We start from the raw sequence: 11986 nt of genomic DNA, 5'->3' as shown, positions 1-11986 counted from the left end.
AATATAGAAATGACCCGACCCCAAAATAAGGCTCTCACCGGCCGTGAGCTCGCCGCCTTTGGTGCTGAGCTCGAAGCTGTTAAACAGCGTCACCTTGCCGACGTGGGTGAAGTTGATGCACGTTACATAAAGCGTATTGTGACGGCGGTTCGCTATACCGAGTTGCTGGGCCGTGGCCTGCTGTTTTTCAGCTTTATTCCTCCGCTGTGGTTGCTAGGCACGCTGAGCCTTGCGCTTTCCAAGATTCTGGAGAATATGGAGCTCGGCCACAACGTCATGCACGGACAGTACGATTTTATGAACGAGCCATCGCTGCGTGGCGCCACTTATGAGTGGGATATTGTAGGGACCAGTGACAACTGGCGTTCGAGTCACAACCATAAGCATCACACCTATACCAACATTAAGGGTATGGACGATGATGTCGGCTACGGACTGCTTCGCCTGTTTCCGGAGCAGCGGTGGTCACCGTTTTTTCTGCCGCAGGTACTTTACGCCGCCCTGTTGGGGCTATTGTTTCAGTGGGGTGTTGCCATCCAGGAGCTGGAGCTCGGTAAAGTGGCTAAGGGGAAAAAGTCTTGGGCGCAATTGAAGCAAGAAGTAAAACCTCTGTTGCGCAAAGCCAATCGGCAATTGCTCAAAGATTACGTCGTGTTTCCGCTGCTGGCGGGGCCGCTGTTCCTGAGTGTTTTTGCAGGCAATCTGGTAGCCAATCTGCTGCGCAACCTGTGGACGTTTATGATCATATTTTGTGGGCACTTCACAGCCGATGCGCAGGTGTTTCCAAAATCCGTCATGGATAACGAGGAAGACGGCCACTGGTATTTGCGGCAGCTGCGCGGATCATCCAATCTTAAGGGCAGCAAGCTGTTTCATATTCTGTCGGGTAACCTGAGCCACCAGATTGAACACCATCTGTTTCCAACGGTACCTGCCAGGCGCTATGCGGAAATGAGTGTCGAGGTGCAGGAAATCTGCGAGCGCTACGGCCAGCATTACAACACCGGGCGTTTCCACCGGCAGTTTGGCCAGGTGCTGTGGCGGATAGTGCGGCACGCTTTTCCTTCGCGACCGGAAGCGGGGCTTCCAGTCTGACGTGTAGGTTGAGGCTTGCGAAGCGCGCCTACTTTTTGGCAATAATGTAGACCGCGTGAATGATACCGGGCAGGTATCCGAGCAGCGTTAACAGAATGTTCAGCCAGAAGTGTTTGCCCAAGCCAACTTGCAGAAATACGCCCAGTGGTGGCAGCAGAATAGCAATCAGTATACGTAGTAAGTCCATAGCGTTAATCCTTGATGAGTACACTGATAGTACTCATCAAGAAAGCGTGGCTAAAACTCTGGTTGGTCAACTTTTCACACTTGAGCGCGGCTATGGGAGGTTGCGGCTCTGGTCGACAAAAATCAGCTGGCTGGTATCAAATCCGCGCCGCGCCGCTTCCTCTACCAGGTGATTCAGCGTTTTTTCATCCAGCGTTGGCTGTCTTGCCAGCAGCCATAGGTAGGAGGTGTCCGGGCCAGATACGAGCGCGTATTCGTAGTCTTTGTGATCAAGTACGAAGATCGCGTAGGACGCATAAAACGGGCCGAAGAATGAAACCTTGAGGTAGCCAGTTGCTTCATCGTCTACTGGATACGCTTTACCAATCGCTTCTTTCCACTTGCCTTTTTCCGATGAATAGCCGCGATTCAGCACCTTAACGCTACCGTTTTCCTGCAATGAATACTCGGCAGTGACCGCTTCCAGGCCACGTTCAAAGGAGTGGTCGAGTCGGGCTATTTCATACCATTGGCCCAGATAGCGTTCCAGCTCGAAGTTTTTCACCGGGGTGACGGTTTCGGGCATGCCCAGGCAGCCGCTTAGCAGTATGGATAGAGAGGCTGTCAGCAATTTTCTCATCGGGTTTTACTCATCTTATTGTTGAATGTAGATCAATTGTAGTGTGAATGAGTGAACGAGGCTATTGTGGCTCGCTACTTTGGTTCACGGCGGGTCGCTTAGTTGGTGGCGTCTGTCGTGGGATAAAGCCCCTGCGCTGTTTCACAACGCGGTGTTCTATTTCGCGAATAATACTGCTTTGCTCGACAGAAGGTGTAATGGGTAACGCATTTTTAGCTATGCTTGTCATATTGCGGGTGTTCGGTGACGCCACAACGGGACAAACATGACAGCACAATTTCCAAAACTGATACTGTTCGATTGGCACGGCACGCTGGTGGATACCGCCGATGCCATGTTCAGTGCGATGGCGGATATGCTGCCGCTGCTCGAGGAATTGGGCTTGGTCAAGGCGCTGCTGGCAGAGGCTGATTGTGCCAACGAGGCCGACGCACGACTGGTACGTTATATCCGTATTTTCCGGCGCCTGCATCCACGCATACTCGCCGAGCGTCGTGTATCGCGCACCGAGATTTTCAATGCGATTTTTGGCGACAACCGGGAGGCAAAGCGCATTGCTCACGCGGCCTACAATCGCTGCTATCGCGATCACTTTGGCAAGGTCAGGCCTTTTCAAGACGGCATTTTCGAGTATTTGAGCGCTTTGCAGGCCGCTGGCATACGCTTGGGTGTGGCGACCAATCGCAGTCGAGAGTTTCTCGATTACGAATTGAAGACCGTAGACGGTGGCCGGTGGCAGACGTTATTTTCCACCACCGTTTGCGCCGACGATGTGAGTGAATACAAGCCTGAACCAGAAATGTTGGAGCGGGCAATGGCAGATGTGGGTGAGCGCGCGGGCGAACACGTGTGGTATGTGGCTGACAGCATAGTGGATATGCAGACAGCCAAAAACGCCGGCATTAATGCTGTGTTTTATAACGGTGGGTTTTGGGAAGTCCCCGCCCTACGTCTGGCCTTCAGCGGCTACAAGACGCTCGCGGTTATCAATAGCTTTGATGAGCTGTTTGATGTGCTGGCGGAGAGTGCGCCGGACATAGTGTCACGCGTTCGACCCGGTCCGTTCAAGCCCCCTGAACCGCCGCCACCGAGAATTGAGCCAGATTGGCACCCGGCGGTGGCGCGCCTCTCAACACCTGATGTCATTCTGTTCGATTGGCATGCCACCCTGGTCGACACGCTGGATGCCATGTATCACGCGGTAGACGATATGCTGCCTGAACTGGCCGAACTTGGTCTGCTGAAGCGTTTGGTTAAACCTGAAGATAGCCGTTCGCCAGAGGATGCAAAACTGGTGGAGTACGTGCAGAGCTTCAGCCGCTTGCACCCGAAGGTAAGGGCGGATCGAAAAATATCCCGGACCGACATTTTTGAAGTGCTGTTTGGCAAGGATGAAGAGGCCAAACGCATTGCCCACAAAGCCTTCAATCATCATTATCGCAACCACTATGGTGAGGTGGAGCCGTTTGAGCCACAGGTGCGCGCAATGCTGAAAAGTTTGCGGCTGTTGCCGCTAAAGGTTGGTGTGATCACCAATCGCGACCGTGAGTTTTTCGAGCATGAACTGTCGGCGGTAGAGGGCACCGGCTGGTCCGAGCTGTTCGACGCCGACGTCTGTGGCGATGACACGCCGTTGCGCAAGCCGCACCCGGATCAGTTGTTGCTCGCTGCAGAAAAAGTTGGAGCAGCTCCCGGTTTAAATGTCTGGTATGTGGGGGATAGCACCACAGATATCGTTGCCGCCAAAAGGGCGGGCATGACAGCAGTGTTTTTCAATGGCGCGCTGTGGGACCTACCCTGGCTGCACAAAATATTTCCGGGTACGCAGGCACACCCTCACCGGCCCGACGTGGTGGTGAATGATTTTTCCGAGTTCTGGGCATTGGTGCTAGCCTGTGAACGCCACCGCCAAAAACCGGGGTCGTAACGAGTATTTTTTGAACAATGACGGCATTTGGTTAAAAAATACTCGTTACGACCCCGGTTTTCTGCGTGTCAGGTGAAGCGGTACTCGCTCATCGGGCCTGTGGTCATTGTGTTGAAGTCGCAAAAGCCCGGCAGCTCCTCATACATCTGTTGCACGATGGCCGGATCTCCGAAGTAGCGATCCTCATCGGTAAAATCCTGCAGTGAGCGAAAGTGCTCCAGCACCAGTGCCCGATAGGGTGGGGCATGCTCGGTCAGCGGGCGGGTTACGGCATTGCGCACGTACGACCAACGATCTGGATGCAACTGGAAAGACAGCTCCGTGTGCGCTGCCCAGTTGCGGTAGAAATCGGCGTCGGCCACGTTGGCTGGTTTGCCGTGCGCCGTAAACTGGGTAACGCCGGGGCGACGCTCGCCTTCCGGCCACGTGGTGTCGCAGGGTTGGGGTACTGACTCTGTGACCAGATAGCCGTGCACCTCGCAGCCTATGGCTGCCAGCGTATTCAGATAGACCGGATGCCGATCAACCGTATCGGTCCATACGGAGACCACCGCGCCGATTGTATCCCAGGGCCCCGCGATACGTTGTGGTGCTACGACAGACACGTCCTTGTCCAGATTGGCTATGTTGATGGTGAAATTGACGGCGCCGGCTTCTCGCAGGTTGGTCAAGGCGTCTCCCAGCAGGAAATGCTGCAGTGTGCCTGCGGTGGTGGCGCGGTCCAGCAGATAGATCAGTTTTTCCATGTGACACCTTTGTGTGGCCTGCAATCACCATAGGCAACCGGTGGCGTTCCCATCATGACAGTTGTGTAAAGTTGTAGTGAACACCTGTGTTGATTTGCTATATTCGAACTCAGACCCCGATTACCCGGAACAGCAACGGAGAACAGCATGAATACTGGGCCAGTAGAAGACCGCCTCGCCATCCGCGAATTGTGTGAAGAGTTTGCCGCAGGCGCCATGCGCATCGATGCCGATGCCTGGGGAGAAACCTGGGCAGAGGAAGGGGTGTGGGGCCTGCCTTCCATGGAGAAGCCCGTGGAAGGCAAAAACAATGTGATAGAGGCCTTTCGCGAAAAGCTCGCCTATGTAGAGTTTATGAGCATGATTTCCTTCCCGGCCGAGCTGGTCATTGAGGGCGAAAAAGCGAAAGGTAAGTGTTATTGCCGCGAACTGATTTTCCCCAAAGCGGGAGGGCAGGTGGTTGTGGTTGGCTGCTTTGACGACGAGTATGTGAAGCGCGACGGCCGCTGGTACTTTACCAAACGTATTTATGAGGTGATGGGTAAGGGCTGAGTTCTCACTGCGCAAAGTGAACTTGCTTGCCGTCGTCTCGTCAGAGCGTCGCCGCGTTTGAGGACGGAGCGTGGCATGTGCCATTTTTGCTTCGGCCGGAATTGAACAGTATTGTTTAATAGCGATAGACTCAGGGTTCCGGTCCACATCAAATTACAACAGGGCGCCCGATGTCGAATACTTCCCACTATCATGATCTGATTATCGTCGGCAGCGGCGGCGGGTCCATGTGCGCTGCACTTTACGCTGCCAGCCGGGGCAAGAAAGTTCTCGTGCTCGAAAAATCCGGGTATTACGGCGGGACCACGGCGCGCTCTGGCGGGGTGATGTGGATTCCCAACAATCGCTTTATGAAGCGCGATGGTGTGGAAGATTCTTTCGAGCGGGCCCGGACCTACCTGGAAGCTCTGGCGGAAACCTTTGAAGACGCTCCCGGTGCCACGCCCGAGCGCCGCGAGCGGTTTCTGAAGGAAGCTCCGGCCATGATCGATTTTCTGGTAGAGCAGGGGCTGGAGCTGGACCGGGTGCCGTTCTGGCCGGACTACAACGACGAACTGTCGGGCGGCTGCAAAACCAGTCGTTGTGTTGTCGCAGCCCCGTTCAACAAGAAAGCGCTGGGGGAATGGGCGGACAAACTTCGTCCGGGCTTTCTGGATTTGCCGGCCACACTGGACGAGGCGCTGGCCATTCCCTATGTAAAACGCAGTTGGGCCGCCAGAAAAGTTTTCGTGCGGGTGGCTTTCAAGGTGATTGGTGCGTTGCTAACTGGGAAGCGTTATGTGTCTTGTGGCGCAGCGTTGCAGGCTCGGCTGTTACAGGCTGCGCTCAGTCATGGCGTTGAAATTCGCCTCGAAACGGCGGTACGCGAATTATTGGAAAACAACGGGCGTGTCACTGGTGTTATTGCCGAGCACAATGGCAAGCGCGAGCAGCTCGGCGCATCGCTGGGCGTTATTGTGGGCGCTGGTGGCTTTGCCCATAACCAGGCTCTGCGAAATCAATATCAGCCGGGCACCAATGTGCAGTGGTCCAGTGCGCCGGTGGAAGATACCGGTGATATGCACCTTGAGCTGCAGCGTATAGGCGCGGCGTTGGCGCAGATGGAAGAAATGGTCGGCCAGCCCTGCATACTGCCACCCGACAGTCAGTACGGAGAAATCCAGCAAAGCGCTCAGGGTCCCTCTGCCAAACCCCATGCGATTCTGGTGGATCAGAGCGGGCAGCGATACCTCAACGAGGCCAGCTCTTACATGACCTATTGTCAGGAAATGCTGGCGCGGAACAGGACGGTACCGGCAGCCCCAAGCTGGATGGTATTCGACAGTCAATATCTGAAAAAGTACATGCTTGCCGGCACCATGCCCGGCAAGAAAAAGCTGGCGGAGTGGGAGCAGTCCGGTTTTCTCAAGAAGGGCGAAACAGTAGAGACGCTGGCCGAAGTCATCAGCGTTGAGGCCGCAGTGCTGGCGCAAACGGTATCCCGTTTTAATGGCTTTGTGGATCAAAACCGGGACGATGATTTTCATCGCGGAGAGCGGGAGTATGCGCGCTGGCTGGGTGACTATTTGCACCAGCCGTCGCCCACGCTGGGGCGGATTGATCAGGGGCCTTTCTACGCGGTAGCGGTTTATCCCGGTGATGTGGGCACCTATGGCGGCGTTGTCACCGATGAGTGTGCTCGCGTCCTGCGTGATGATGGTTCTGTTATTGAGGGGCTATATGCCGCAGGGGTGGTTACCGCCTCGGTGATGGGGCGCGCATACCCTGGCGCAGGGTCGAGTGTCGGGCCAGCGCTTACCTTCGGTTTTGTTGCAGCGAAGGAAGCGCTGGCTTGATTACAACTCAGGGCGGCTACTGCATCTGCAAGAGCCGCAGTTGGTTTACCCGACTTTAACGGCAATGGCCTTGGTATCGAGGAAATCTTCGATCCCTTCAACACCCCATTCACGGCCCATACCGCTGCCTTTGAAACCGCCAAAAGGCAAGTCGCCGGTAATGCTCATGCCGCCGTTGACGCTGATGGCGCCTGCGCGAATACGACGCGCTACGTTCATGGCGCGTTCCTGATCGCCGCTCATTACCGAACCGCCGAGACCGTATTCACTATCGTTGGCAATGCGGATGGCGTCCTCGTCGTCTTCAAAGGGGATTACAACCAGTACTGGTCCAAAAATCTCTTCGCGGGCAATGCGCATGTCGTTGGTGACGTTTACGAAACAAGTGGGCTGAACGAAAAAGCCGTTGCCTTTTTCCGGTGCGGGACCGCCGCCGGCGATGCATTGAGCGCCTTCTTCTTTGCCGAGCTCGATGTAGCCGAGCACCCGCTCATGCTGCTTCTTGGAAATGACGGGTCCCATAATATGTTCGGGATTACCGAACTCGCCCCACTTTTGAGAGAAGGCGCCATAGGAAATTTTCAGCGCTTCCACGGCTTCCTCGTATCGGCTTTTGGGTACTAGCATGCGGGTCGGCATGGCACAGCCCTGGCCGGCGTGGAATACTGCCATACCCATCATGCAGCTGATCTGAAAATCAGGGGTATCTTCCAGGATGATATTGGCTGATTTGCCGCCCAGTTCCAGAAAGATGCGCTTGAGCGTTGAGGCGCCGTTTTCCATGATGCGTTTGCCGACAACGGTGGAGCCGGTGAACGAAACGACATCAACACGTGGGTCCCGGGTCAGCATTTCGCCGGCCATGGCCGGGTCTGCGCTGGTAATAACGTTGAGCACGCCTTTGGGTAGCCCCACTTTGTCAGCCATTTCGCCCATTACGCTTCCCATTAATGGTGTGTCGGGGGCCGGTTTCAAAATGACGGTACAGCCGGCCAATAACGCGGCGATGACCTTGCCGACGTTCACGTACAGCGGCACGTTCCAGGGAGTAATGGCAGCTACCACACCCAGCGGCTCATTGACGACGATGCGGTGGGATTTGATACCCATGTCGACCTTGTTACCGCGGTCCGATTCCCACTCCACTTTCTTGAAGCATTCCAGCAGATCTTTGCCGCCGTTCAATGCACCGTCGATATGGGCGCGGTTGGCAGCGCCCAGTGCGGCACCGGCTTCAAGGCAGGCAATATTGGTCAGGTGTTCACGTTGGGCAAACATCTCGTCGACCAGCTTCGATACCAGCTCAAAGCGTTTGTCGCGGTTGGTGGACCAGTCACTTTCGTCAAAGGCACGACGGGCTGCGACGATGGCTTCTTCCACATCGCCCTCGGTAGCGTCAGCCGCGCGACCGCAGCTTTCAGCTGTCCACGGATTGATATTGTCAAACCAGGCATCGTTGGACGATGAGCGAATAACTCCGTCGATATAGAGTTTTGCGTCTGGCAGCGTGTTGCTCATGGTAGTTTCCTCGTGCGGTATCGCATCTGTGAGTTGTAATGTCTGTCAAGCCTGTGCGGCGGCGTGTTTTGCCGCAACATAGGCCCAGGTGATCGACGGGCCGATACTGCCGCCGGCCCCTGGTGTTATTCGCCCCATAACTGAAGCGGTAGATGTGCCCGTGGCGTACAGGCCATCAATGGCTTGTCCGTCATCGCGCAGCACCCGGGCGTGCTCGTCAGTCAGCAGGCCGCCATAGGTGCCGAGGTCGCCAGGATAGATTCGCAGCGCATAGAAGGGGCCTTGTTCGATGCGGCCCAGCGAGGGATGAGTTTCGCTGAGGCGGTCACCCAGCCAGCGATCATAAACCTCGCTGCCGCGACCGAAATCCTCATCGATACCTTTGTCGACAAAGCCGTTAAAACGTTCAACTGATGATTTCAGTGCGGTCGGGTCAATGCCGCAGGCCTGCGCGAGTGCCTCGAGGGTATCGCCTGTCAGTAGAAAGTTAGATTCAAACCATTCCTTGGGTTTTTTCTTGCCTGGCATGCTGCCCGCGAGCATGAATTTATTCAGATACTGGCTGTCGAGAATCAGGTAGCTGGGAATCGCCGGTGTATTCTTGTTGTGTTCCAGTATGGCTTTGGACTGAGCCATATAGGACACGGTTTCACGCATGAAGCGTTTGCCGCTCTGATCTATCAGCATGCTATGGGGTTTGCAGAGATCTCCCTGCATCGCCGGTTTGAGGGCTGCATCGCCGGGCGGTAATGTGCAGGGTGAACCAACGCGCTCGTCCATCTGCGCTACCGCTGCGCCAATGCGCATGGCTTCCTGAAGAACCTCGCCGGTGTCGCCCGGGTTGGCGTTAGTCCAGTCGCTGCGTGCTCCCGGAATGTATTCGTCAAGCATCGCCTGGTTTCGGGCAAAGCCGCCAGCGTTGATCAGCACGCCGAGAGAGGCGCCAATTTCTACCGCCTGACCGTTGCTTGAGGCGACAATGCCGACCACGCGGCCGTTATCCAGAATGAATGTGTTAACGCTGCTGTTTACGCGGACTTCGGCGCCTGCTTGCACCGCAGCGTGCAGCAGTTGACCTTGCAGGGCGTGACCGGCAGTGACCAGGTTCTTGCCGCGCAGCTTGCTCCACAGCGTGCGTCCGATCATTCGAAAGAACGCTTTCTTTGCTGCTTTTGAACGTTTCATGTTGCCCAGCTGCATGGCCTCTTCGAGATAGGCCGGAATTGGAATGAACCCGGGGCGTAGTTTTGCCTGCCATTCCTTGTCGAGTTTTTTCAAATCGAACAGTTCGGAAACCACGGTGCGCCCGGATTCGGAGTAACCGGGAACCTGATAGTAATCAGGCCACTCAGGAACACGCCGAAACTGGCAGCCTTGCCCGATCAGAAACTCAAGCATTTCTGGTGCCTGATCCACATAGGCTTCGCGCCGCGTACGACTCGCGCCGGGGGTATCGTCGCTGTCGCCGACCGCGTGTTCAAGATAGGTGATTGCGTCTTCCCGTGAGTCGTGGATACCTTCGGTTTGCATGTAGCGGTTGTTGGGGATCCACATGACACCGCCGGACGTGGCGGTCGTGCCGCCGATGAGATCGGTCTTCTCCAGCACCAATACCGATTTGCCGGCGGCGCGCAGCTTTAATGCCGCGCACATGGAGCCGGCGCCACTACCAACTACTATAAAGTCGAAATGTTCGTTCATCGCCTGTTCTCTTGGTTGTTATGCCGATCTTGCGTGCAGGTTCATGGCTGCGACGTGCAAATCTGCCGGCAGGTCAATCACTGCACGAAACACATCGGTCACCGATTCAAACTGTGAGATAGGTCGTTCAAGAAGATTAATGCCGGCGGCGATGGCGGCCATACCGAAAGCCTTGCGGGCTTCCGGGTCTACATCCCAGGTCTTGCCTTCTTCAAACATTTGGCCGGCGCGAATGTTGGTAACGCGGATGCCATCGCCTTCCAGCTCCTGATGCATGCTTTTCGAGAAGCGTTCTACCCCGGCCTTGGTTGACTGGTAGACCGACAGGTGGGGGAAGTGCATGTCTACCGATTCGCTGGTGACATTGATAATGTGGCTGCCTTTAACCATCAGCGGTAAGGCTTCGCGCACACAGAGCATCGGTCCGGCAAGGTTAGTGATGACAGCGTTAAGGATCTGGTCATCGGTAGCATCGGCGATTTTGAACGGCTCGAATAGAGCGGCGTTGTTAATCAGTACATCAATGGTTTTATGGGTTTTGGCGATTTCAGCAAAGGCCTCGCGCACGGAGTCGGGAGAGCCAACATCACATTTTACCGCCAGCGCGCGATCACCAATGTCGTCGGCTGCGTCTTTAATTTTTGAAAACGTGCGTCCGAGCAGCACGACGTGGTCGCCCTCGTTGGCAAAGCGGCGAGCCAATGCCCGACCTAGGCCGACACCTGCGCCGGTAATTACGATGGTTTTGGACATGTTATCTGGCTCCCGTAGTTAGATTGTTCGCGAGCAAGGCTTGCTCCCACACGCAGGGGCTTGCTGCCTGCATGTGTTGTGGGAGCTGGCCCTGCCAGCGAATCATTGCTCGTCGTACACCGACAGATCTCCGGCATAGGCAATGCCGCCCGGCCAGAATCGGTCGCCGCTGATCTTGTTGAAATAGTGCACCGTGCGTGCAAAGGAGCCGGTATTGGAGCGTGGCTCCATGGCAATACCGCTGGGGCTTACTCCGCGGGCCCGCGCGCTGAAGTCGCGAATGGTAAACATCAAATCGTCGCTCTGGTGGGCGCACAACACCAGCTGGTCGCCAGGGCAGTAGTGTTTCGGTTCCACCTGAACTTCCGCTAGCTGGCCGCGTTTCATTCCCACATGGCCTGGCACGTTGATTACTTCTACGCTGTGTACGTTTTCGTACCAGGTCTGGTACTCGTCGAAATGGCCGGCAACGTAGTTGCCCAGCAAAATGCTGACACCGGAGAAGGGTTGGTCCGGCTGGTGGTTGGGGCTGAACTTCCAGTCGCCGTAAAGTTTATAAGTGTAGATACGCTCGGCGGTGTCATTGGCGATCAGGCCGGCATCGCGCTGATTGGCCAGCAGCGGGCCCAGTGCGGGGATGTCTATCTCGGGAGTGTCGGACTCAAAATCGTAGACCGTCGCAAAGCGCCAAGGCTGGAGTATGTCGGGCATGATCTGGGCATCGGCCACCTCATGACGCTCGCTGCCTTTATAGCCTCGCAGGCGTTTCAGCTCCTGCTGATGCTCCCCGTCAAACCATTTGGCGTAATCGGATTCGCGCCCTTCAGGCACGTTATGCAGGTGGATTGTGGTGTACAAAACCATGTTCTTATCACCCGTTACATGTTGTTAGTCAAGGTGTTTTGAGGCTCGATTGCGGGCCGCAAAAAATGCGCTAAGCCTATGTTTTTTATAGGCATAGTGCCTCCTGTTCAGGGGTGCCCTTCCGTGTTGCTATTGGACAGCACTGATGTATAATAGCTCAAACTGCGAAGGCTTGGCCAGCCGCAAGAAA

The 11986-nt window shown here is 55.7% G+C and carries 11 protein-coding genes; 4 read left to right on the top strand and 7 right to left on the bottom strand.

What is annotated here, in order from left to right:
• The first annotated feature begins 9 nt into the window (after positions 1-9).
• Complete coding sequence (locus AC222A_RS12965) at positions 10-1095, top strand: fatty acid desaturase family protein (RefSeq protein WP_486775080.1); 1086 nt, start codon at positions 10-12, stop codon at positions 1093-1095.
• 28 nt (positions 1096-1123) lie between these two features.
• Here AC222A_RS12965 and AC222A_RS12960 read toward each other — a convergent pair whose 3' ends face one another.
• Together AC222A_RS12960 and AC222A_RS12955 are read right to left on the bottom strand one after the other, a co-directional pair.
• Complete coding sequence (locus tag AC222A_RS12960) at positions 1124-1282, bottom strand: YqaE/Pmp3 family membrane protein (protein ID WP_372759961.1); 159 nt, start codon at positions 1280-1282, stop codon at positions 1124-1126.
• Positions 1283-1372: 90 nt separating this feature from the next.
• The gene (locus AC222A_RS12955) at positions 1373-1900 is read right to left on the bottom strand and encodes a lipocalin family protein (RefSeq protein ID WP_372765224.1); all 528 of its coding nucleotides are present in this window, start codon (positions 1898-1900) and stop codon (positions 1373-1375) included.
• A 265-nt stretch (positions 1901-2165) separates the two neighbouring features.
• On the opposite strand from AC222A_RS12955, the gene AC222A_RS12950 reads away from it, so the two are divergent.
• The gene (locus AC222A_RS12950) at positions 2166-3827 is read left to right on the top strand and encodes an HAD family hydrolase (RefSeq protein WP_372749606.1); all 1662 of its coding nucleotides are present in this window, start codon (positions 2166-2168) and stop codon (positions 3825-3827) included.
• A gap of 68 nt (positions 3828-3895) precedes the next feature.
• On the opposite strand, the gene AC222A_RS12945 is transcribed toward AC222A_RS12950, so the two are convergent.
• Positions 3896-4573, bottom strand: a complete 678-nt coding sequence (locus AC222A_RS12945) for a hypothetical protein (RefSeq protein WP_486775079.1) — start codon at positions 4571-4573, stop codon at positions 3896-3898.
• Between the two features lie 147 nt (positions 4574-4720).
• Between AC222A_RS12945 and AC222A_RS12940 the strand changes: the two genes are divergently transcribed.
• Complete coding sequence (locus tag AC222A_RS12940) at positions 4721-5125, top strand: nuclear transport factor 2 family protein (RefSeq protein ID WP_372749608.1); 405 nt, start codon at positions 4721-4723, stop codon at positions 5123-5125.
• A gap of 170 nt (positions 5126-5295) precedes the next feature.
• Entirely contained in the window at positions 5296-6960 is a 1665-nt protein-coding gene (locus tag AC222A_RS12935) for an FAD-dependent oxidoreductase (protein ID WP_486775078.1), read from the top strand.
• 45 nt (positions 6961-7005) lie between these two features.
• On the opposite strand, the gene AC222A_RS12930 is transcribed toward AC222A_RS12935, so the two are convergent.
• The 4 genes from AC222A_RS12930 to AC222A_RS12915 all read right to left on the bottom strand — a co-directional run bounded on the left by AC222A_RS12930 (position 7006) and on the right by AC222A_RS12915 (position 11796).
• Entirely contained in the window at positions 7006-8478 is a 1473-nt protein-coding gene (locus AC222A_RS12930) for an aldehyde dehydrogenase family protein (RefSeq protein WP_372798447.1), read from the bottom strand.
• 45 nt (positions 8479-8523) lie between these two features.
• The gene (locus AC222A_RS12925; RefSeq protein ID WP_486775077.1) at positions 8524-10179 is read right to left on the bottom strand and encodes an FAD-dependent oxidoreductase; all 1656 of its coding nucleotides are present in this window, start codon (positions 10177-10179) and stop codon (positions 8524-8526) included.
• 18 nt (positions 10180-10197) lie between these two features.
• A complete protein-coding gene (locus tag AC222A_RS12920; protein ID WP_372749360.1) occupies positions 10198-10932 on the bottom strand; it encodes an SDR family oxidoreductase in 735 nt (244 codons plus the stop codon).
• Between the two features lie 102 nt (positions 10933-11034).
• The gene (locus AC222A_RS12915) at positions 11035-11796 is read right to left on the bottom strand and encodes a hypothetical protein (RefSeq protein WP_372798451.1); all 762 of its coding nucleotides are present in this window, start codon (positions 11794-11796) and stop codon (positions 11035-11037) included.
• Between the last annotated feature and the right edge of the window lie 190 nt (positions 11797-11986).

Source organism: Litorivivens sp. (assembly GCF_057445395.1).
The sequence above is the reverse complement of the archived record's forward strand: the minus strand, read 5'-3'. Positions and strand labels throughout refer to the sequence as shown.

Excerpts from the sequence above, each read along its gene's own strand:
- AC222A_RS12930 (WP_372798447.1), bottom strand. The coding sequence starts at position 8,478 with ATGAGCAACACGCTGCCAGACGCAAAACTCTATATCGACGGAGTTATT.
- AC222A_RS12965 (WP_486775080.1), top strand. The coding sequence starts at position 10 with ATGACCCGACCCCAAAATAAGGCTCTCACCGGCCGTGAGCTCGCCGCC.
- AC222A_RS12960 (WP_372759961.1), bottom strand. The coding sequence starts at position 1,282 with ATGGACTTACTACGTATACTGATTGCTATTCTGCTGCCACCACTGGGC.
- AC222A_RS12940 (WP_372749608.1), top strand. The coding sequence starts at position 4,721 with ATGAATACTGGGCCAGTAGAAGACCGCCTCGCCATCCGCGAATTGTGT.
- AC222A_RS12915 (WP_372798451.1), bottom strand. The coding sequence starts at position 11,796 with ATGGTTTTGTACACCACAATCCACCTGCATAACGTGCCTGAAGGGCGC.
- AC222A_RS12950 (WP_372749606.1), top strand. The coding sequence starts at position 2,166 with ATGACAGCACAATTTCCAAAACTGATACTGTTCGATTGGCACGGCACG.
- AC222A_RS12935 (WP_486775078.1), top strand. The coding sequence starts at position 5,296 with ATGTCGAATACTTCCCACTATCATGATCTGATTATCGTCGGCAGCGGC.
- AC222A_RS12920 (WP_372749360.1), bottom strand. The coding sequence starts at position 10,932 with ATGTCCAAAACCATCGTAATTACCGGCGCAGGTGTCGGCCTAGGTCGG.
- AC222A_RS12955 (WP_372765224.1), bottom strand. The coding sequence starts at position 1,900 with ATGAGAAAATTGCTGACAGCCTCTCTATCCATACTGCTAAGCGGCTGC.
- AC222A_RS12945 (WP_486775079.1), bottom strand. The coding sequence starts at position 4,573 with ATGGAAAAACTGATCTATCTGCTGGACCGCGCCACCACCGCAGGCACA.
- AC222A_RS12925 (WP_486775077.1), bottom strand. The coding sequence starts at position 10,179 with ATGAACGAACATTTCGACTTTATAGTAGTTGGTAGTGGCGCCGGCTCC.